The following is a 19,219-nucleotide window of genomic DNA, read 5'->3' as shown; positions in this document are numbered from 1 at the left end:
TCACCACAGGCTCGTGTTCGCGAACTTCTTGGCGAGCTGGTTCGTCAGCACCAGGAAGGCGAAGTTGATGACCGTGTTGAACAGGCCGATGGCAGTGGAATAGCTGAACTGGCTCTGCAGGATGCCGATCTTGTACACGTAGGTGGAGATGACCTCGGAGACCGGCAGGTTGAGCGGGTTCTGCATCAGGAAGATCTTCTCGAAGCCCGCGTTCAGGACACCGCCCATGTTCAGGATGAACAGCACGACCATCGTCGGGACGAGGGCCGGCAGGTCGATGTGCCGGATGATCTGCGGGCGGCTCGCGCCGTCCACGCGCGCGGCCTCGTACAGGTGGGTGTCGATGCTCGACAGCGCCGCGAGGTAGATGATGCTGTTCCACCCGCAGTGCTGCCAGACCTCAGAGATCACGTACACGGGCACGAACGATCCCGGGTCCCCGAGGTAGTTCTGCTCGGCGACGCCGAAGAGGCCCAGGAAGTTCGGGATGACGCCGGACGTGGGCGACAGGAAGACCTGCAGCATGCCGACCACCACGACGATCGAGATGAAGTGCGGCAGGTAGGTCGCGGTCTGCGTGAACCGCTTGCGCCGCGGGCCCACGATCTGGTTCACCGTGAGCGCGAGCACGATCGGCGCGACGAACCCGACGAGCAGCGTGGTGAAGCTGATCATCACCGTGTTGCGGATCAGGTCCCAGAAGAGCGGGCTCTCGAAGAACTGCGTGAAGTACTTGAAGCCGACCCACTTGCCGCCCGTGAGGCCGGCGGCGAAGTCGAACTCCCGGAACGCGAGCTGGATCCCGTACATCGGGAAGTACGCGAACACGGCCGTCACGACGACGGCCGGCGTCAGCATGAGCCACAGCTGCCACGTGCTGCGCAGGTGCCCCGTGAGCGTCCTGCGCCGACGGCCGCGCACCAGCGCACGGACCGGCGTCGACCCCGGCACGCTCGCCGCTGTCTCGTCGAGGGTCACCGCCACGACACCACCACCTCCTGTTGCGATCCGCTCCGTCGCGGATCTGCGGACCTGCCGGGCGCGGCGTGGTGGCGGGCGGGTCGCCCGCCACCACGCCGGGGTCGTGGGTCAGCCCTGGCCGGCCTCGTCGTAGTACTTCTGGTACAGCTCGACGTTCTGCTCCAGCCCGGACGCCTCGAGCTGGGCCACGTAGTCGTCCCAGCCGGCCTCGATCCCGCCGGAGGTGACGAACTCGGCGAACTTCGTCTGGCTGATGTTGAGGATCGTGGAGTTGTTGAGCGCGATCGTGCTCAGGTCCTCGGTCGACATCTTGAGGTAGGGCGGCAGGACGTCCTCGTCGGCGTCGACGTTCGCGACGGCGTCCGCGAGGGGCGCGCTCTGCTCGACGGCCTCGGCGAGGTCGGTGGGCAGCGTCACGTCCATGCCCGAGCGGATCCAGAGGGGGCCGCCGTCGGCCAGCGTCGACGTCCACTTCCAGGTCGACGGGTCGCTCGTGCCGTCCGCGGGCGGCAGCACCTCGTACGCGTCGTCGCCGGCCTTCTCGACGTTCGTGCCGAAGTCGCCGAACAGCACCTGCATCGACATGTCCTGGCCGTAGAACTCGTTCACGACCCGCAGCGCCGCGTCCTTCGCGTCGGTCTGCGCCGACACGACGACGTGGTTCGGGGTCAGGTTCTCGAAGTCGTAGCTCCAGGTCACGGGCTCGGACTGGCCGGCCTCGGCCGGCAGCGGCGCCATGGACGCGTACTGGGGCGCGAGCTGGGCACCGAAGCGGTCGGAGGCCGTCCAGCCCCAGCTGAAGCCGACCGCGGCCGTGTCGCCCGAGCCGCGCCCGATCGACTGGTAGGCCGAGTAGTCCTGCGTGATGACGTTCGTGTTCACGAGCCCGGCCGCGTAGGCGCGGTTGAGGAACGTCAGCACCTCCTTCCAGCGCTCGTCGGCGAGGAAGTTGCCCACCTGCCCGTCCTCGACGAAGTACCCCGTGCCGCCACCACCCGTGATGGGCAGGCCCAGGCTCCCGAGCAGCGCGGTGGGCTGGAAGTACCCGTAGCCGGTCGTCGTCACCGGCGACCAGTCCATCGGGATCTCGTCCGCCGGGTCGCCGTTGCCGTTGGCGTCCTGCTCCTTGAACGCGAGCAGCACGTCGTAGAGCTCGTCCCAGGTGGTGGGCGTGGCGAGGCCGAGGTTGTCCAGCCACTGCTGGTTGATGTACTGCCGGGTGATCGCCTGCGGCCAGAACTCCTTCCAGCTCGGCAGGGCGTAGACCGAGCCGTCGGCCTGCGTGGCCATCTCCTTGACGCCGTCGACCTCCTCGAACATGGCCTGCACGTTCGGCAGGGCGTCCATGTCGTCGCTGAGGTCCTCGAACAGCGAGCGGAAGGTCGCGAGGTCGGAGTCCGTGATGGCGTTGCCGCCGATGATGAGGTCGGGGGTGTCGCCCGCGGCGAGCATCGTCGACTTCTTCTGGTCCCAGTCGGCGCTGACCTCCTCCCAGGTGATCGAGACGTCGGCGGCCTTCTCGAGCTCGGCGACCCAGGCCATGTCCTCCATGGCGCGGGTCAGCGGGTGCTTGACGACGAGGATGGTGAGCTCTCCGCCACCGGAGCTGTCTCCCGACCCGTCGGCGGAGTCGTCCCCGCCGCCCGTGCACCCCGCGAGGAGCAGGGTGGAGGCGGCGACGACCGCCGTGGTCGACGTGAACGCTCGGCGGCCGGGCGCCTGGCCCGGCGACCGGGACCAGCGGGGACGGGTGCTGCGGGCCATGGGTCTCCTCCTTGAGACGAGCCGGGCGATGCGGCTGCGGCGACCCGTCGGCGGCGGCCACGCCCGCCACAGCCGGCGACGGTGCCGGTGCGGCTCGGGCGGCGTGGTGCCGGTGGGAGCGGGGCTGCAGGTGCTGCGGTGCGAGCCGTGGCCCGCGGACGTGCAGGGCGATCGTGGCGTGCGTGGTTCAGCGTTGTCAACTACGAGACAAGCGCGCGTCGCGACCGGCGCTCCGCCGACGGTGCGGGGTGGGCGAACCGGACCCCGGACCCGGAACCGGATGCGGTGGCACCGCACCGTCGGGGCACCGCCCGCCGCGGCGTAGCGGCGTGCGCGCGGGCCGCTACGGTCGGCGCGGCGCCGAGGAGGCGCGCACGACGAGGTCCGCGCCGGTGCGGACCTCGCGGGCAGGGCCGGTGTGGCCCGCCATGCGCTCGAGCAGCATGCCGACGGCGCTCGCCACCATCTGCTCCTGCTGCGGGCTGACCGACGACAGCGCCGGCACGGTGAACTCGCCCTCGTCGGTGTTGTCGAAGCCGGTCACCGCGACGTCCTGCGGCACCCGGACGCCGGTGCGCCGCAGCGCGCGCAGCGCACCGGCCGCGATGGCGTCGTTCACGCACATCGCGGCGTCGAACGACGCCCCCGACCGCAGCAGCGCCACCATCGCCTCGTACCCCGACGCACGCCGGTCCCAGTCCGACCCGGAGACGAGGAGCGACGGGTCGTGCGGCACGCCGTACGCCGCCAGCGCGGCGAGGTGGCCGGCGAACCGGTCGTCCCTCGGCGCGCCGCCGTGCCCGGCGTTCCAGACCAGCGCGATGCGTCGGCGCCCGGTCTCCAGGAGGTGCCGGGTGATCGCCTCCGCGCCCTCGCGCTCCCCCATGACGACGCAGTCCCAGCGGGACGTGGCTCCGCCGCCGAGCTGGACGACCGGACGCTGGGGCGTCGCGGTGTCGCCGGGCTGGATGACGAAGTGCGGGCAGAAGATCACGCCGTCGACGTCGCGGGTCCGGCTGCCGAGCACGGCCTCGCGCTCCGCCGCCTCGTCGTGCCCGATGCGCAGCATCGTGGTGAACCCGTGCTGCTCGAGCGCGAGGATGAGCCGCTCGGCGATCTCGGCGAAGTACGGCTGGTAGACGTTCGGCACGACGACCGCCACGCGTCCCGTGCGACCGGACGCCAGGCCGCGGCCGGCCAGGTTGACCTCGTAGCCGCCCTCCGCGACGGCGGCCAGCACCGCCTGGCGGGTCGCCTCGGACACGCCGTCGCGGCCGAGGAGCACGTTCGAGACCGTCTTGGCCGAGACCCCGGCCACCGCCGCGACGTCGGCCAGGGTCGGGCGCCTCACGGCACGACCTCGCCGAGCGTCGACTCGCGCCGCACGAGGTGCACGGGCAGCGTGACCGCGCGGGCCTGCTCCGGCCCCCGTCCGGCGAGCCGCTCGCCGAGCAGCTCGAGCGCCACGCGCGCGAGCCGGGCCGGCCCCGGGTCGATGGTCGTCAGGGACGGCGTCGAGAAGCGCCCGTCGTCGAGGTCGTCGTGCCCGATCACCGCGACCTGGCCCGGGACGTCGACGCCGAGCGCGCTGAGTGCGGCGAGCGCCCCCAGGGCGACCTCGTCGTTCACGCACAGCAGCGCGTCGAGCGCGGGGTGCGCGACGACCGCGCGGCCGGCGGCGTCGGCACCGGCGTGCCGGTCCGCCACGCCGTCGATCGCGACGAGCGGCACGTCGGACGCGTCGAGCCCCGCGTCGGCCAGCGCGGCGCGCATGGCCGCCGACGGCACGACGGGGTCCTCGCCCGGGCGGCGCGCACGGTCGCCGCCGAGCAGCACCGGCCGTCCCCGGCCCATGACGGCCAGGTGCCGGGCCGCCAGGGAGACCGCCGCCTCGACGTCCTCGTCGACGCGGTCGACGTCACGGACGGCCGCGCCGCCCTGGATGACGACGGCCGGCCGGTCCGTCAGCGCGCCCTGCGTGGCGACACCCGGGGCGAGCGGGCCGATGTGCAGGAGCCCGTCGAACACGCGCCCCCGGGCGGCGAACAGCGCCGCCGTGCGGTCCGGGTCGCCGTGCGTCGGCTCCACCGCGACGGGGATGCCGCGCTGGTCCGCCTCCGCGACGAGCGCCTCCACGAGCGTGGCCAGGTACGGCCGACGCAGCTCGGCGACGCCGATGCCGACCAGCCCGGTCCTGCGGGTGCGCAGGCTGCGGGCCGTGGCGCTGGGTGTCCAGCCGAGCTCGGCCATGGCGGCCGTGACCCGCTGCACGACCTCCGGCCGCGTGTGCGGCTCGCCGTTCACCACCCGGGAGACGGTCTTCACCGAGACGCCCGCGAGGGCGGCCACGTCTCGAGCGGTCGGGGACACCGCCAAAGCATAGGTGGCGCCCCGGCGTCGGTCCGGGCGCTCCACGGTGCGGGTCCCCCGGCACGACGCGCCGTTGCTCGCCGGGCTCGGCACGGGGGCCGGCTGTAGCGTCGGTGGCGTCCGGCGCGCCGGCAGGGTGCGTGCCGCGTCGGGGGGCGTGGACGATGGCAGATGCGCGGCGGGCGCTGCTCCCGCGCACCGCACCCGACGCCCTGGCGCGGCACCGCGCCGACGTGCGCGTCCGCGTGGTCGCGTCGCGGACGGCGCTGCTGCTCGCGGTGCTCGGCGTGCTGTCGGCCCTCGTCCGGCCGCTGTGGCAGGAGCTGCCCGTCGTGCGCGAGGTGCTGCCCGGCCTGGTGCCGGTGACCTCGCGGGCCGCCCTGCTCCTCGTCTCGACGCTGCTGCTCCTGACGGCGCGGGGCCTGCGCACGGGCAGCAGGCTCGCCTGGGGCGGCACGCTCGCGGTGCTGGGCGTCAGCGCGGCCCTGCACCTGACCAAGGGCCTGCACGTCGTCGAGTCGGTCGTGGTCGCGGTGGGGGCGCTCTGGCTCGCCGCGCACGGACGGGCGTTCCCCGTCCTGCCGACGCGGCGTGCCGTCCGCCTCGCGGTGCTCGTCAGCGCGGCCGCCGTGGTCCTGGCGGCGGTGGCCGTGGCGGCGTCGGCGTGGGCGCCGGCCACCGGGCGCGCGGACGCGGCCGACCGCACGGCGTGGGGGCGAGTGGGGAACCCGCTAGTCACCGGCCTCGCGGTGCTGTTCCTCGTGACGCTGTTCTGGTCGCTGCTCTCCCCGCGTCGACCGGTGCCCCTCGGCGCCGGCGCGCACCTCGCCGAGCGCGAGCGCGCGCGTGCGCTGGTGGAGCAGTGGGGCGGCGGCACGCTCGACTACTTCGCGCTGCGGGACGACAAGGACTGGTTCGTCAGCGGTCGCACGGTCGTGGCGCACGCCGTGCGCGGGGGCGTCTGCCTCGTCTCCCCCGACCCGATCGGCCCGCCCGACGAGCGGGTCGGCGCGTGGGCCGACTTCCTCGAGCACGCGCAGGAGGCGGGGTGGTCGGTGTCGGTGGTCGCGGCGTCCGCGGACTGGCTGCCGGTGTACGAGGCGAGCGGCCTGCGTCCCCTGTACCTCGGCGACGAGGCCACGGTCGACTGCCGGACGTTCACCCTCCACGGGCGGGCGCACAAGTCGCTGCGGCAGTCCGTCGGACGCATCGTGCGCCTGGGCTACGTCACCACGTTCCACGACCCCGTGGACCTCGCGCCGGACCTGCGCGACGCCATCGCGGCGATGAGCGACGAGTCGCGCCGCGGCGAGCAGGAACGCGGGTTCTCGATGACCCTGTCCCGGCTGTTCGACCCCCTCGACACGGGCCTGCTCCTGTCGGTGACGCGCGCACCGGACGGCCGCGTGGACGCGTTCTGCCAGTGGGTGCCGGCCCGCGACATCGACGGCTGGTCGCTCGACGTGATGCGCCGGCGCACCGACGAGGGCGCGCCGAACGGGCTCGTCGAGGAGACGATCGTCGCGACCGTCGAGGAGCTGCGCCGACGCGGCTGCCGCGGGCTCGGCCTGAACTTCGCGGTGCTGCGGGACGTGCTCGAGGGCGAGGGCAGGTCCCGCCTCGACGAGCTCGCGCGCCAGCTGCTCCGCCGGCTGTCCCAGGGCACGCAGGCCGCGACGCTCGGCGCGTTCAACGAGAAGTTCGACCCGTCGTGGACGCCGCGCTACCTGGTCCTGGACCCCGCCGAGTACGTCGCGACGCAGGCCCTGGCGGTGGCCGGCGCGGAAGGCGTCACGGAGATCCCGGTCATCGGCCGCTTCCTCGCGCCGCGCGGGACGCCGTCGTGATCCTGTCGCTGGCGGCGGCCGTCGGGGCCGCGCTCGCCTACGGCGTGAGCACGGTCCTGCAGGCCGTGGCCGCGCGGCGCGCGGCCGGCCTCGGCGTCGTGCGGCAGCCGCTCGCCGTGCTGGGGCTCCTGCTCGACGGCACGGGCTTCCTGCTGTCGCTGCTCGCGCTCGACCGCCTGCCGCTGTTCGTGGTGCAGGCCGTGCAGGGCTCGTCGGTCGTCGTCGTGGTGCTGCTCGCACCCGTGGCGCTCGGCGCGCGGCTGCGCGGTCGGGACGGGGTCGCGGTGGTGGTCGTCGTCGGTGCGCTCGCGGTGCTCGCCGGGGCGGCGGGCGAGCAGCCCGCGGTCCGCCCGCCCGACGGCTTCACGACGGTCATGCTCGGCGCCACGGTCGTGCTCGCGGCGGCGCTCGCCGTGGCGTACCGCCGCGGCGGGGCGTGGACGCTCGCGACGCTCGCCGGGCTCGGGTACTCCGGCGCGGCCGTCGCCGCCCGCGCCGCGCACGCGTCCGGGGACCTGCTCGACGCGGTGCTCCAGCCGCTCGCGCTGGTCGTCCTCGGGTGCGGGGCCGTCGGCGTCCTGGGCTACCTGCGCGCGCTGGAGCGCGGTGCGGTCGGGCCGGTCGCCGCGCTGCTGTCCGTCGTGGAGGTGCTCGTCCCGGGCGTCGTCGGGGTCGCCGTGCTCGGGGACGTGGTCCGCGCCGGCTGGGCCTGGGCCGCGGTCCTGGCCGTGCTCGCCGCGGTCGCCGGGTGCGTCCTGCTGGCCACCAGCCCGGCGAACGCGGCCGCGGAGGCCCCGGAGCCCGCGGCACCGCCGCCCGGCGGGTGAGCGTCCCGGCGACCTCCCTGCCGCCGCCGACCCCTGGACCCGGGCCGCGACTGCCAGCCGCAGCGTGCTTCCTGCCATCCGCACCGCGCGGCGCGCGCGGACGGGTCGCCGCTGCGTAGCGTCCCGGTCACCGGACCAGGGAGGGACCGTGCTGGAGATCCGACCGGGCTGCGAGTGCTGCGACCGCGACCTGCCGCCCGACGCGACGGACGCCTACGTCTGCACGTTCGAGTGCACCTGGTGCGCCGACTGCGTCGACCGCTTCCCCGCGCGGGCGTGCCCCAACTGCGGCGGGACGCTCGAGCGCCGTCCCGTCCGCCCGCCCGACGCCCTGCTGCGCCACCCCGCGGCCACGCGCCGCACGGTGTCGCCCTGCGCTCACGGGCCGGGGTCGGCCCCGGCGCCGGCCGCGGACGAGGTGTCGCGCTCGTACACGACCTGACCGTCCCGGACGACCGCGGCGACGTGGGCGAGGTCCGCCGGTGTCGGCGGTTCCGTCGTGGCGAGCACCGTCAGGTTCGCGCGCATGCCCGGCTCGACGGTCCCCAGGTCCGGTCGGCGCATGAACTCGGCCGGCTCGACCGTCAACGACCGGAGCAGGTCGGACGGGCTCATGCCGGCGGCGTGCATCGCCTCGAGCTCCCCGCGGGTGTCGCGGTCGGACATGTAGCCGACGTCGGTGCCGAAGAGCACCCGACCGCCGGCATCGACGAAGCCGCGGAGCGCGCCCCGGATCGGCGCCAGGTAGGCCTCGTCGGTGGTGACGGTCGAGGCGAACATGTGGAGCGTCGGCACGACCCGCACACCCGCCGCGGCGGCCTCGCGCAGCAACGACTCCGTGCCGTCGGTCTCGTCCGGGACGTGCGCGAGGGCATCCACCCCGGCCCGCAGTGCGACCGACGTGCCCTCGCGGTTCGACGGGTGGGCGAAGACCCGCATGCCGCGGCGGTGCGCCTCGGACGCCGCCGCCCGCGCGACCGCCAGGCGCATGGGCTTCACGCGGGTCGGTGTGACGTAGGACCCGGTGAAGAGCTTCGTCACGCCCGCGCCCGCGACCGCCTGGGCCGCGACCACCAGCCGGGCGGCCAGCGGGGTCGCCGGTCCCGGCATCAGCGCGTGCAGGTAGCGGGGCAGGTCGGCGGCGACGTAGAACGGGATGCCGCGCCACGGCCGGACGCCGTTGCCCGCCGTGACGATCTCCGGGCCGCGCAGCTCTCCGGTGGAGATCCGGCGCACGAGCGCGCGGGTCGTCAGCGGGTTCGACGCCAGGTCGAGGACCTGCGTGAAGCCCCGGCGCAGGAACATGTCGTCCAGGGCGGCCTGCAGGTCCGGCGCGCTGCCGGTACGGGACCGCAGCCACGGCTGCCCGGTCAGGTGGACGTGGCAGTTCCAGAACCCCGCCGTCACGACGCGCCCACGCACGTCGAGCCGACGCACCGATCGCGGCACGGAGTCCGACGACCCGGTGGTCCGGATCACCCCGTCCCGGATCACGACGGACCGCGGCTCCGAGACGGCCGCATCCGGGTCCGACCAGACGCGAGCTCCGGTCAGCACGAGGTCCTCAGGCAACGTCTCTCGCCGCGCGGGGGTGCGGCGCCTCCGCGGCGGAACTCTAGCCAGCCGCCCACGGCGCCCGGCGCCGGTCCACGCCTACGCGCCGTGCCCCCGACGCGGTGTCTCCCGCGCGAGCTGCGCCACGTACCGCCGCTGCCAGGGTGTCTCGATGGCGCGAGCGTCGTACTGACGACGAACGAGCTGCACGGCGGCCGAGGCAGGGACGCCGTCCAGAACCGCGATGCAGGCCAGGGCGGTGCCCGTACGGCCGACACCCCCGCGGCACGCCACGTCGACGCGCGACGTCGACGCCGCCGCGCGCGCCTCGTCCAGGACGGCTCTCGCGTCAGCCGGGCGGACGGGCAGCCAGAAGTCGGGCCACCGTATCCACCGGGTGTCCGTACCGATCCGGTGACGCGGCCGCGTCCCGGAGAGGATCACGGCCAGGTCCGGCAGCGTCGTCATGTCGCGGAAGTCGCGTACCCGACGGCCACGGATCCGCGCACCGGACGGAAAGGTGACGACCCCGGCCTCCGCGCTGTCCCACGCGGCTCCAGAACTCATGGCAGGCATCCTCTCCCTAGATCCAGCCACGCTCCTCCGCGGCGAGCACGGCCTGCTGCCGCGTCGCCACCCCGAGCTTGCCGAGGACGGACGAGACGTGGTTGCGCACCGTCCCCGCCGAGAGGTGCACGGACGCGGCGATCTCGGCGGTCGTCTCGCCGCGGCGCCCGGCGCGCAGCACGTCGAGCTCCCGGTCGGTCAGGGGGCTGCGTTCGTCGGCGAGCGCGTCGGCCGCCACCTCGGGGTCGACGTAGCGGCGGCCGGCGGCGACGAGCCGGATGACCTCGGCGACGTCCCGGGCGTGGCGGGACTTGGGCAGGAAGCCGTCCACCCCCGCCTGCAGCGCGCGATCAGCCTGGTCGTCACCGGCGTGCTGGCGTTCGCGCGCTGAGCCCGGTCGTGCCCCTGTCGTGCACGGCGTGCGCACGAAGCCGGCCGGCGTGCGCTTGGGCCGGTGCGGCTGCCGGCCGGACCTGCCCCGCATGGGTCCTAGGTCACCACCGTGGCCCCCTGCGAGGGCGGAACCTGGAGAGGAACACGATGTCGGCCACCTGAACAGGAGGCGGTCCCGATGCTCGACGGACCGGTGGTCATCGCTCTCGACGGCGGGGCGCACAGCGCCCACACGCTGCGGTGGGGCCTGGACGAGGCCGGACGGCGAGACGCCGACGTGCTGCTCGTCCGCGCATGGCAGGCGCCGTCCGACCTCGCAGCGTGGGGCTGGTACGCGCCCCTCGACCTGGGTCTCGACCTGGAGGCGCAGCGCTACCTCGACGCGGAGCGGGAGCGCGCGGCCGCCCTGCACCCGCGGCTGCGCATCGAGACCCGCGCCGTCCAGGGGCCGCCCGTCCCGGCGCTGCTCGCGGCCGCGGCGGGCGCGCAGCTGCTGGTGCTGGGTTCCAGCGCCCGCCCGGACGGCTCCCGGCTGGGCAGCGTGACCGGCCACCTGGCCGCGCACGCACCCGTCCCCGTCGCCGTGGTCCGGCACGCACCGGGCGCCGCACCGGCGGGGCCGGTGGTCGTCGGCGTCGACGGCTCGGCGGCCTCGCTCGCCGCGGCACGGACCGCGGCACGGGAGGCGCGGTCCCGCGACGTCCCGCTCCTGGTGGTGCACGCCCGCCGGACCGTGGTCGACCCGTACGGCACCCGCGACGCACCCGCCCCGCTCCTGCCCGACGAGGCGGGCCCCGCGCACCACGCCGCGGCACGCCTGGCCGAGGACCTGCGGGAGGAGCACCCCGGCCTGCGCGTCGAGGTCGAGGTGGTCGAGGACGATCCCGCGCACGCCCTCGCCGCGCTGTCGCGCCGCAGCGAGCTCGTCGTCGTCGGCTGCCGCGGTCTGGGCGCCTTCCGCGGCATGCTGCTGGGCTCCGTCAGCCACGACGTGCTCCGCAACGCGTCGTCGAGCGTGCTGGTTTGCCGGGCTGCGGCCTGAGGCCGGCTCGCCCCGACGGCACCGCCGAGGAGGCGCGCAGGCCGCAGGGCACGTCACGGGGAGATGGATGCCGTCGCGGCCGGTCTCACGGGGCGGTCAGAGGCGGGAACCGTCAATGACCGGGCGGGTTGGCAATGGATCGTGCCTCTTCCGATGGTAACGTTCGACGGTGGCAACGGATCAGTCCCCGCAGTCCATCGGTCGGCCGCACGGCGACCGGTGGGCCACCGGCGGACGCGGCGAGTCCGTTGCCCGGGCCACGGGAGATTGGCCCACGTTCGGGACCGAGGCCGTCGAGTGGCGGTCCGCCGACGCCGACTACGGGCCCCGCGCCGGGCGCTCCGTGCACACGGGGCTCTACGAGGCGGCCGTCCCGCCCTGCATCGCCGACGCCCCCGTCGCGTTGTCGTCCCGGGCCGCCGCGCTCGTCGCTGAGGCCTCCGCGGAGATCGCCCGGTTCGACGGGGAGACGCACGCCGCCACGACGTCGTTCGCGGCGCTGCTGCTGCGCACGGAAGCGGCCAGCTCCTCCCGGATCGAGAACCTGACCTCCTCCCCCAAGGCCATCGCGATGGCCGAGCTCGGACGCAAGGGCCGCGCGAACGCGGACGAGATCGTCGCCAACGTCACCGCCATGACACAGGCACTCGCCGGCGCCCGCCGGCTCGACGGCGCAGCGATCCTCGCGATGCACCGCGCGCTGATGGTCGGCCACATGCCGGCGGCCGCCGGGCGGTGGCGCGATCAGCAGGTCTGGATCGGCGGCACCTCGCGCAGCCCGCACGGCGCCACGTTCGTCGCCCCCGTGCACGAGCGGGTGCCGGCCGCCATCGACGACCTCGTGGCCTTCATGGCACGCGACGACGTGCCGCTGCTCGCGCAGGCCGCCCTGACGCACGCCCAGCTCGAGTCCGTCCACCCGTTCCCGGACGGCAACGGCCGCACCGGCCGGGCGCTGCTGCATGCCCAGCTGCGCCACGGTGGCCTGACGCGGGAGGCGATCGTCCCGGTGTCCGCCGGCCTGCTCGTCGACACCGGCCGGTACTTCGACGCCCTGACCCTCTACCGGTCCGGCGACGTCGAGCCGATCGTCACCGAGGTCGCCGAGGCGGTGTTCCCCGCGCTGGCGAGCTCGCGCCGGCTCATCGCCGACGTCACCACCGCGCGTGCCGCCTGGGGCGACCGCATCCGGGCGCGCCGCGGTGCCGCGGCCTGGGCGCTCGCCGACCTGGTGACGACGCGGCCGGTGGTGGACACGCGCCTGGCGGCGCAGGCGCTCGGGGTGAGCACGGTGAACGCCCAGCTGGCGATCGACCGGCTCGTGGAGGACGGCGTCCTCGAGCAGGTCGGCAACGGAGCCCGCGATCGGGTATGGCAGGCACCCGAGGTGCTGGCCGCGATGGACCGGTTCGCCGCGAGGTCGCACCGCCGGGACTGGTGACGGACGAGGGCCGCCGTCGCGCCCGCCCGGTGCGCACCGGGCGGGCGCGGTCCGTCAGAGGTCGGACGGACGCAGCACGAAGGTGATGCCGTGCGCGATCTGCGGGTTGCCGGCGTTGATGTCGAGCTTGCTCCGCACGAGGAGCGGGTTGAGGTCGTTCCGGTCGGCGTCCCGCAGGACGACGATCGGGATCCGCCTCGAGATGACGTCGACCGTGAACGTGCCGCCCTGCGCGGTCGTCAGCGCCACGCCGTCGGACGCGAGCGCCGCGGCGGAGTCGATCGTCGCGCCCGGCACCACGTGGTAGAGCAGCACCTGCTCGATCGCGTCGATGCCCACCGCCGTGGCCAGGGCCTCGAACACCTTCTCCTCCGAGCCGTACCAGCGGTGCGTGAGGTCGTGCGCGAGCACCTGGAACGCGCGGTCGTTCGGCAGGAACGCCGTGAGCGGCACCGTGCCGTCGGCGAGCACGGCGACCGGGCTCCCCGGCTTCGCGGCGAGCACCGCGCCGACCGCGTTGTCGACGATGTCGAAGTCGTACCAGCTGCGGTCGAAACCGGAGCCGTCGGCGGCGAGCACCGCGGCGAGGCTGGTCGGAGCGGCAGCGGACGCGGCGGGGGCGAGGCCCACGACCGCACCGCCGGCCAGGGCGGTGGCGGCCAGGGACGCGGCGAGACGACGGATCTTCATCGAGGACTCCTTGCGGACGGTCGGGCGGCACGCGCGGCGCCGCGGGCGTCGTCGTCGACGCCCTCATCCCTTCTTCCGCGTGGACGACGCGTCCGGATGCACCCGGTCCGACCGGTGGATGCCGCGCCCCCGCTCCGCGCCTGCCCGAGCTGCGGCGTGTTCACCGAAGAGCGTGTGCCCGAGCCGATTCCCGTCAGTGGCCGGGCTTGGTGACCCCGAACATGAACAAGCGACGCTCGATGTCGTAGTAGACGGTGTCCGTGGCGGTCAGCACGTCCTGCAGGTTGTCGGCGTCGTCGGCGGTGAGGGTCAGGACCTCTTCCCACGCTCCCTGGTCCAGGACGAGCTGCAGGTACCAGGTGCCCTTGGTCCCGGCGTCACCCGCACGGAAGCTGAACTGGTAGTGGCTGAGCTGACGCACCTTGATGCTGTCGTCGGTCACGCGGGCGGTGTCGGCCATGATCAATCCCCCTGGATCGTGTGGTGCAGAGCTGCGCTTCTCCTGGTGCACCGTCTCGGGCCAGGATTCGCCGCCGTGGTCGACGGGACGCTCGACCCCTCGGAGGAGCTCGTCCCCGCTGCGCCGCAGGGGCTCCATGCTGCGCGAATCCGAGCCGTGGAGACGGTGCTGCACCGCGACTGACCGGTGCGGTGACCGAGCGCCTGCTCGGCGATCTGGCCGCATCGGCCGCCACGACGGCAGCTCTGCCGTCCACGAGCGGCTCGCTCGGCCCTGGGTGGGCTGCAGGGACTCCCCCGCTGCTCAACAGAATCGCGCAGCGACCGACCCGTGGCAACACACCTCGACCGCATCGGGTTCCCGAGCACCGGACGCGACCCCCGTCCCGGACACCGCTGTCGCGACCCGGCCCGGCCCGGCCCGGGTCCCTTCCCGCGCCTCCCGCCGCGGCAGCGCCGGGCGGGCGTGGTCCGTGTCCCGCGCCGATTTCTCACCCGCCCACGCGCGTTGACCGACGTATCACACGCGAGAACCATGGATCTGGGTCATATCGGGCACAGTTCACGCCCGATGGCTGCGGGGGGGAACCGCGATGGACGCACGGGTGCTCGGCTTTGTGCTCTCCGAGAAGTGCAACTTCCGGTGTCGCCACTGCTTCAACGAGTCCGAGGCGCGCAAGCCTGCGGGCATGGGCGCCGACGAGCTCCTGGAGCACGTACGCGACGCGGCAGCGACCGGACGGTTCGCCGAGATCGGCCTGTCCGGTGGGGAACCGATGCTGTTCGCACGCGCCCTGGTCCGCGTCGTCGCGCTCGCCCACGAGCTCGGGCTGGGCGCCAACGTCACGACCAACGGGTACTGGGGCGTGAGCGCGCGCACCGCACACGCGACCCTCGGGCCGCTGGTCGATGCCGGGCTCACCGCGCTCACCGTCAGCGTCAGCGAGTTCCACCTCGAGTTCACCACGGGCGCCAGGCTGCGGACCGCCGTGGCCGCGGCGCTCGGGCTGGGCCTGGAGGTGCGGGTGAACGTGGTGCGCACGCGCGCGTTCGACGTCGCGGACGCGGCAGCGCTGCTCGGTCCTCTCGCCGACCGTGTCGACGTCGTGGCCATGCCGTGCATCCCGGTCGGTCGCGGAGCAGTGGCCGTCAGCCGGGACGACCTCCCCGCGGCGGTATCGCCCGTCGGCTCCTGCCACGCCTACTTCACACGCGTCGCCGTGACCGCCGAGGGTGACGTCTACCCCTGCTGCTCGCCGGGTGGCTTCACGCCCCCCTTGCTGATGGGCAACGTGCGGGTCGAGACCATCGGCACGGTCCTGGCGCGAGCGGACGACTCCTTCCTGTTGCAGGTGCTCGACCAGCTCGGCCCGACGTTCTTCCTCCCGTTCGTGCACGAGGCCCTCGGGCGCGACCTGCTCGCCGAGGGGGTCGTCGACCAGTGTCATCTGTGCCACCGCCTCCTCACGGACGCGGCCCTGACCGCCGTCGTCGACGACGCCCTCGCGACCCTGGAAGCGGATCTGCGTGCTCTTCAGGTGGACCTGGTGGACCTGCGCGAGGTCGCTCGGAGATGACCGGCGTCCGGCACGACGACGCGTACCACCACCCGCCACGCGGGCCTCCGGCCTGTCGCGTGCACACGTCCAGACCATCGTCCGAAGGGAGAGGCACGACATGAGTGAAGACGCCATCTTCTCGCTCCGCGAGCTCAAGCTGACCGCTGTGCAGCAGCGCGGCCTCGAGGAGACCGTCGCCGCTTCGGTGGCGGTGAACGTGTACCGCCAGCTGGAGGACCTCCGGGCCTCCAACAGCGGCTGCAACATCATCGGCAACTGCTCTTCCTCGTCGTCGAAGCTCGTCGGCGAGACCGTTGAGAGGTAAGCCACCCGGCCGGCCGCCGGTGATGCCACCGACGGCCGGTCGGCCCGCCTACGAGAACGAGGACGCCATGAGTACGTCGAAGGAAGACGACCGAGGGTTGCTCGTGCTGGACCTCAGCGCCCGCGCCCTGCAGCCTGAGGAGGTCGACGCCGCCGAGAGGGCGGTCAAGATCTACCGGGAGCGCTTCACCGCCTCTCGCCCTGATGAGCGCCCGGGCGGCTGCTCCAGCAGCAGCTCGTCACACTGATGGACACCGGAGTCGAGGCGGCGGACGGCCTCCCCGCTCGGCCACGCCTCCGTGGCGACCTGCAGGGCTCGCGCACGGACGGGACGCTGCTGCTGCGCGGCGGCGCGACGGCCGTCGCTCTGCAAGGCCGGACGGTGGAGGAGCTGCTGCCCGACCTGCTGCCGAAGCTCGACGGCAGGCGCACGCTCCCCGAGCTCCAGGCCGAGCTGCCGCACGTCGCGCCCGACGTGCTCGTCGGTGCGCTGCAGGTCCTCGCGGCACACCAGCTGCTCGACGAGGAGCGCGACGGCGACGCGGCTGCGGAGGACGGGCTGGCGCCGCAAAGGCGCTACCTGGCCTCCCTCGAGCCCGGCGGCGCGATCGCACAGGACCGGCTCTCCGGTGCGACGGTCGCACTCATCGGGCGCGGCATGGTCGCCGATGCGCTGGGCGCGGCCCTGACGCTCGCGGGCGTGGGGGCGGTGAGCCGCGGCGAGGCGCCGGACGGCGTGCCGCTCGACGGGACGCCGCCGGACCTCGTGGTGCTCGCCTCCGACGTGCCGGACGCGTCGACGCTCGACCGCGTCAACCGCGCGTGCGTCACCCGCGGCCTGCGTTGGCTTCCGGCGACCCTGGGGCCCGACCACGGGACGGTAGGGCCGTTCGTGGTCCCTCGGGTCACGGCGTGCCACGAGTGCTTCCGACTGCGCCTCGCGGCGAATGCGTCGCTGCTCGATGACGCCCACGGCGAGTACGTCGCCTCGAACCGCCGGCCGCTCGCCTCGGCTCCGGTCCACCTCGCCCTGACCGTCGCGGCCGTGGCGGCGGGTGAGGTGGTGCTCGCCCTGACGCGGGCCGCACGACCCCGCACCTTCGGGGCATTCCTGTCCCTGCGTCCCCTCGTGGCCGGTACTGCCCTGCACGAGGTGCTGCGACTGCCCCGGTGCTCGGTGTGCGGGCCGCAGCGGTACCGCCCGCAGACGAAGATCTGGGACCTCACCGCCGACGAGGCACGGCCGTGATCCCCGCGCCCGTCCTCGACCTCCGGCCGGGTCCTGCGACGCCCCCGAGAGTCACGCTCGACGTCGGCCGTCGCCTGGTCGACCAGTCGGCCGGGATCATCCGGGTCCTCTACGAGAGCCCCGTCGACCCCGACTCCCCGCAGGTCTTCGGCTTCGGCAGCGAGCTCGCCGACACGGCGGCGTACGGCGTGGAGAGCTTCGGCTCCGTCAACGGGTCGACGTCGGTCGACCGCGAGCGCGCGGCCGCCGCGGCGGTCGGAGAGGCGGTCGAGCGCTACGCATGCCGCCTGGTGCCGTACGGGGACCTGCATGTCGCGACGGCGGCGGAGCTGGGGCAGGACGTCGTGACGCCCGCGGACCTCGTGCTGTACGACGAGGAACAGTACGAGCGCCCCGGCTTCCCCTACGCGCGCTACACCGACCGGACGCCTGTGGCGTGGTACCCCGGGCGGCGGCTCGGCGATGGTGCGGCACGGTGGCTGCCCGCGTGCGCCGTGTTCATGGCACGCGTGGAGCCCGCGGGCGCCCGCCCGCTCATGCAGCAGACGACCAACGGCCTTGCGTGCGGGAACACGCACGCCGAGGCGATCGCCGCCGGGCTGTCGGAGGTCGTCGAACGCGACGCAGCGATGCGTGCGTGGGCACAGCAGGAGGCACTCCCCGTCCTGGACCCCCGCGGGGCCGACGACCCTCGTCTGGTCCGCTGCCTGGACCTCTTCGCCGCGTCGGCCTTCACGCCGACGCTCGTCGACCTCACCGGGGACGTCGGGGTCCCGGTCGTCCTCGCGTGGACGACGGTGCCCGGCGACTTCGACGACGGGCCGGTGGTCGCCACGGCCGCCGGTGTCACCGCACAGGACGCCGCACGCTCCGCCCTGGAGGAGCTCGCGCAGTGCATCCCCTGGGTCCGCGCCATGGCGGCCCGCCGCTCGTCGAAGGAGGTCGACCTCGCGGGCGTCGTCTCCACCGAGGACCACGTCATGTGGCCGATCGACCGGGCACATCGGCACCTCCTCGGTCCTCTCCTGGGTGGCGGCACGCGTCGTCCGCTCGACCTCGGCGGTCCCCAGGGCCTCGACCCGGCAGCGACGGTGGACTGGTACGTGGCACGCCTGGCCGCCCGGGGACTCGAGGCATTCGCGACCGACCTGACGCCACCGGACGTGGCGCAGGTCGGGCTCGTCGTCACCCGCGTGGTCGTCCCGCAGGCCCTTCCCCTCTGGTTCGGCGCGGGGGCGTGGCGGACGGGGGCGCGGGCGGCGCGCGCGGACGGCGGCCCCCTCCAGCTCATGCCACACCCGTTCCCCTGACACGGAGGCACGATGACCAGCACCTGGCCCCGCGAGCTGGGCACGTTGGACGCGACATACCACGAGTCGCCGGCCGAGCTGTTCCACGAGAACAGCAAGGTCACCCGCACCGCCGACGGCGCAGGGCTGAGCGCACCGGTGCGCCACGCGATGGCGCACGGACGCAAGACGTATGCAGCGGGAGCCGTGACGCCGCTGCCGCCGCCGGCCCGCACCGGTGGCCCCGGTGTGCTCGCGGTCATGGACGGGCGGCGCTCCGTGCGGGCGTACTCGTCCGAGCCCGTGACGCTCGCGAGCCTGTCCACGGTGCTGCACCACGCCTACGGCGAGCACCCCGATCGCCGGCCGTTCCGGTCGGTCCCCTCCGGTGGAGGTCTCTACCCGCTGGAGCTGTACGTCGCGGTCCTCGCCGGCACCGCCCCCACCCCGGGCATCTACCACTACGACGTCCAGCACCACGCGCTCGAGCGGCTGCCGGGTGACCGCGACCCCGACGCGGTGCGTCGCACCGTCTTCGTGCCGGAGGCCGCGGCGACCGCGCCCGTCGTCCTCGTCGTCACCGCACTGTTCGGCCGGTCGCGCATCAAGTACGGCGAGCGCGGCTACCGGTTCGCGCTCCTCGAGGCAGGCCACGTGATGCAGAACGTCGTCCTCGCGTGTGCGGCAGTGGGCCTGGCGTCATGCCCCTTCGGCGGCTTCGTCGACGACGAGGTGCATGACGCCCTGTCCGTCGACGGCGTCGACGAGGCGTGCCTGTACCTCGCGACGCTGGGCACGCCGGTGCCATGAGCTGGCGACGGCCACTCTGCTGGGGCCTCGTCGCGGCGTCCACGGCGTGCTGC

Annotated in this window: 20 protein-coding genes; 11 read left to right on the top strand and 9 right to left on the bottom strand. The window is 74.3% G+C overall.

Translation table 11 applies throughout. From position 1 onward, the window contains the following. The 4 genes from E5225_RS08190 to E5225_RS08175 form a co-directional block, all read right to left on the bottom strand. Entirely contained in the window at window positions 1-984 is a 984-nt protein-coding gene (locus tag E5225_RS08190; protein ID WP_243738005.1) for an ABC transporter permease, read from the bottom strand. Window positions 985-1,089: 105 nt separating this feature from the next. Continuing rightward, window positions 1,090-2,745, bottom strand: coding sequence for a type 2 periplasmic-binding domain-containing protein (locus tag E5225_RS08185; protein WP_135971815.1), 1,656 nt, complete (start codon window positions 2,743-2,745; stop codon window positions 1,090-1,092). A gap of 343 nt (window positions 2,746-3,088) precedes the next feature. After that, window positions 3,089-4,096 carry a LacI family DNA-binding transcriptional regulator gene (locus tag E5225_RS08180; RefSeq protein ID WP_135971814.1) on the bottom strand — a complete coding sequence of 336 codons (1,008 nt, stop codon included), beginning with the start codon at window positions 4,094-4,096 and terminating at the stop codon, window positions 3,089-3,091. After that, a complete protein-coding gene (locus E5225_RS08175) occupies window positions 4,093-5,115 on the bottom strand; it encodes a LacI family DNA-binding transcriptional regulator (protein ID WP_135971813.1) in 1,023 nt (340 codons plus the stop codon). Before E5225_RS08175 ends, E5225_RS08180 begins: the two co-directional genes overlap by 4 nt. Window positions 5,116-5,279: 164 nt before the next feature. Between E5225_RS08175 and E5225_RS08170 the strand changes: the two genes are divergently transcribed. The 3 genes from E5225_RS08170 to E5225_RS08160 all read left to right on the top strand — a co-directional run bounded on the left by E5225_RS08170 (window position 5,280) and on the right by E5225_RS08160 (window position 8,231). Beyond that, entirely contained in the window at window positions 5,280-6,962 is a 1,683-nt protein-coding gene (locus tag E5225_RS08170; protein ID WP_135971812.1) for a bifunctional lysylphosphatidylglycerol flippase/synthetase MprF, read from the top strand. After that, window positions 6,959-7,789, top strand: coding sequence for a hypothetical protein (locus E5225_RS08165; protein ID WP_135971811.1), 831 nt, complete (start codon window positions 6,959-6,961; stop codon window positions 7,787-7,789). The genes E5225_RS08170 and E5225_RS08165 overlap by 4 nt, the downstream gene beginning before the upstream one ends. Window positions 7,790-7,937: 148 nt before the next feature. Beyond that, window positions 7,938-8,231 carry a DUF1272 domain-containing protein gene (locus E5225_RS08160; protein WP_135971810.1) on the top strand — a complete coding sequence of 98 codons (294 nt, stop codon included), beginning with the start codon at window positions 7,938-7,940 and terminating at the stop codon, window positions 8,229-8,231. Here the strand turns inward: E5225_RS08160 and E5225_RS08155 are convergent. The 3 genes from E5225_RS08155 to E5225_RS08145 form a co-directional block, all read right to left on the bottom strand. Further along, a complete protein-coding gene (locus tag E5225_RS08155; protein WP_166435853.1) occupies window positions 8,168-9,268 on the bottom strand; it encodes an amidohydrolase family protein in 1,101 nt (366 codons plus the stop codon). The two genes, E5225_RS08160 and E5225_RS08155, sit on opposite strands and share 64 nt — an antisense overlap. A 174-nt stretch (window positions 9,269-9,442) precedes the next feature. Further along, complete coding sequence (locus E5225_RS08150; protein ID WP_135971808.1) at window positions 9,443-9,910, bottom strand: protein-tyrosine phosphatase family protein; 468 nt, start codon at window positions 9,908-9,910, stop codon at window positions 9,443-9,445. A gap of 16 nt (window positions 9,911-9,926) precedes the next feature. Then, window positions 9,927-10,394: a response regulator transcription factor gene (locus tag E5225_RS08145; RefSeq protein ID WP_243738004.1), complete on the bottom strand. Its 468-nt coding sequence runs from the start codon at window positions 10,392-10,394 to the stop codon at window positions 9,927-9,929. An 87-nt stretch (window positions 10,395-10,481) separates the two neighbouring features. On the opposite strand from E5225_RS08145, the gene E5225_RS08140 reads away from it, so the two are divergent. Together E5225_RS08140 and E5225_RS08135 are read left to right on the top strand one after the other, a co-directional pair. After that, on the top strand, window positions 10,482-11,345 hold the full coding sequence (locus tag E5225_RS08140) for a universal stress protein (RefSeq protein WP_135971807.1): 864 nt from the start codon (window positions 10,482-10,484) through the stop codon (window positions 11,343-11,345). A 343-nt stretch (window positions 11,346-11,688) separates the two neighbouring features. Further along, window positions 11,689-12,786 carry a Fic family protein gene (locus E5225_RS08135; protein ID WP_244243691.1) on the top strand — a complete coding sequence of 366 codons (1,098 nt, stop codon included), beginning with the start codon at window positions 11,689-11,691 and terminating at the stop codon, window positions 12,784-12,786. Window positions 12,787-12,840: 54 nt separating this feature from the next. Here E5225_RS08135 and E5225_RS08130 read toward each other — a convergent pair whose 3' ends face one another. Both E5225_RS08130 and E5225_RS08125 read right to left on the bottom strand, forming a co-directional pair. Then, window positions 12,841-13,476 (bottom strand): fasciclin domain-containing protein, encoded by a 636-nt coding sequence (locus E5225_RS08130; RefSeq protein WP_135971806.1) that lies wholly within the window; start codon window positions 13,474-13,476, stop codon window positions 12,841-12,843. 193 nt (window positions 13,477-13,669) lie between these two features. Then, window positions 13,670-13,936, bottom strand: coding sequence for a hypothetical protein (locus E5225_RS08125; protein ID WP_135971805.1), 267 nt, complete (start codon window positions 13,934-13,936; stop codon window positions 13,670-13,672). 592 nt (window positions 13,937-14,528) lie between these two features. Here E5225_RS08125 and E5225_RS08120 point away from each other — a divergent pair. The 6 genes from E5225_RS08120 to E5225_RS08095 all read left to right on the top strand — a co-directional run bounded on the left by E5225_RS08120 (window position 14,529) and on the right by E5225_RS08095 (window position 19,166). Further along, window positions 14,529-15,512, top strand: a complete 984-nt coding sequence (locus E5225_RS08120) for a radical SAM protein (RefSeq protein ID WP_135971804.1) — start codon at window positions 14,529-14,531, stop codon at window positions 15,510-15,512. A gap of 100 nt (window positions 15,513-15,612) precedes the next feature. Further along, window positions 15,613-15,819 (top strand): hypothetical protein, encoded by a 207-nt coding sequence (locus tag E5225_RS08115; protein ID WP_135971803.1) that lies wholly within the window; start codon window positions 15,613-15,615, stop codon window positions 15,817-15,819. 67 nt (window positions 15,820-15,886) lie between these two features. Beyond that, window positions 15,887-16,066, top strand: a complete 180-nt coding sequence (locus E5225_RS08110; RefSeq protein WP_135971802.1) for a hypothetical protein — start codon at window positions 15,887-15,889, stop codon at window positions 16,064-16,066. Then, window positions 16,066-17,067, top strand: coding sequence for a TOMM precursor leader peptide-binding protein (locus E5225_RS08105; RefSeq protein ID WP_135971801.1), 1,002 nt, complete (start codon window positions 16,066-16,068; stop codon window positions 17,065-17,067). Before E5225_RS08110 ends, E5225_RS08105 begins: the two co-directional genes overlap by 1 nt. After that, a complete protein-coding gene (locus tag E5225_RS08100) occupies window positions 17,064-18,377 on the top strand; it encodes a YcaO-like family protein (RefSeq protein WP_166435851.1) in 1,314 nt (437 codons plus the stop codon). The genes E5225_RS08105 and E5225_RS08100 overlap by 4 nt, the downstream gene beginning before the upstream one ends. Window positions 18,378-18,389: 12 nt before the next feature. After that, window positions 18,390-19,166: a SagB/ThcOx family dehydrogenase gene (locus tag E5225_RS08095; RefSeq protein ID WP_135971799.1), complete on the top strand. Its 777-nt coding sequence runs from the start codon at window positions 18,390-18,392 to the stop codon at window positions 19,164-19,166. Window positions 19,167-19,219: the final 53 nt, after the last annotated feature.

It is taken from the genome of Cellulomonas shaoxiangyii (genome assembly GCF_004798685.1).
Classification (GTDB): domain Bacteria; phylum Actinomycetota; class Actinomycetes; order Actinomycetales; family Cellulomonadaceae; genus Cellulomonas; species Cellulomonas shaoxiangyii.
Note: the sequence above shows the minus strand (reverse complement) of the source record. Positions and strands in the feature narration are given on the sequence as shown.

What these genes read in the sequence shown, in the direction of transcription:
- E5225_RS08185 (WP_135971815.1), bottom strand. Translation starts at nt 2,745, where the DNA reads ATGGCCCGCAGCACCCGTCCCCGCTGGTCCCGGTCGCCGGGCCAGGCG.
- E5225_RS08170 (WP_135971812.1), top strand. Translation starts at nt 5,280, where the DNA reads ATGGCAGATGCGCGGCGGGCGCTGCTCCCGCGCACCGCACCCGACGCC.
- E5225_RS08150 (WP_135971808.1), bottom strand. Translation starts at nt 9,910, where the DNA reads ATGAGTTCTGGAGCCGCGTGGGACAGCGCGGAGGCCGGGGTCGTCACC.
- E5225_RS08145 (WP_243738004.1), bottom strand. Translation starts at nt 10,394, where the DNA reads ATGCGGGGCAGGTCCGGCCGGCAGCCGCACCGGCCCAAGCGCACGCCG.
- E5225_RS08140 (WP_135971807.1), top strand. Translation starts at nt 10,482, where the DNA reads ATGCTCGACGGACCGGTGGTCATCGCTCTCGACGGCGGGGCGCACAGC.
- E5225_RS08130 (WP_135971806.1), bottom strand. Translation starts at nt 13,476, where the DNA reads ATGAAGATCCGTCGTCTCGCCGCGTCCCTGGCCGCCACCGCCCTGGCC.
- E5225_RS08125 (WP_135971805.1), bottom strand. Translation starts at nt 13,936, where the DNA reads ATGGCCGACACCGCCCGCGTGACCGACGACAGCATCAAGGTGCGTCAG.
- E5225_RS08120 (WP_135971804.1), top strand. Translation starts at nt 14,529, where the DNA reads ATGGACGCACGGGTGCTCGGCTTTGTGCTCTCCGAGAAGTGCAACTTC.
- E5225_RS08115 (WP_135971803.1), top strand. Translation starts at nt 15,613, where the DNA reads ATGAGTGAAGACGCCATCTTCTCGCTCCGCGAGCTCAAGCTGACCGCT.
- E5225_RS08110 (WP_135971802.1), top strand. Translation starts at nt 15,887, where the DNA reads ATGAGTACGTCGAAGGAAGACGACCGAGGGTTGCTCGTGCTGGACCTC.
- E5225_RS08105 (WP_135971801.1), top strand. Translation starts at nt 16,066, where the DNA reads ATGGACACCGGAGTCGAGGCGGCGGACGGCCTCCCCGCTCGGCCACGC.
- E5225_RS08095 (WP_135971799.1), top strand. Translation starts at nt 18,390, where the DNA reads ATGACCAGCACCTGGCCCCGCGAGCTGGGCACGTTGGACGCGACATAC.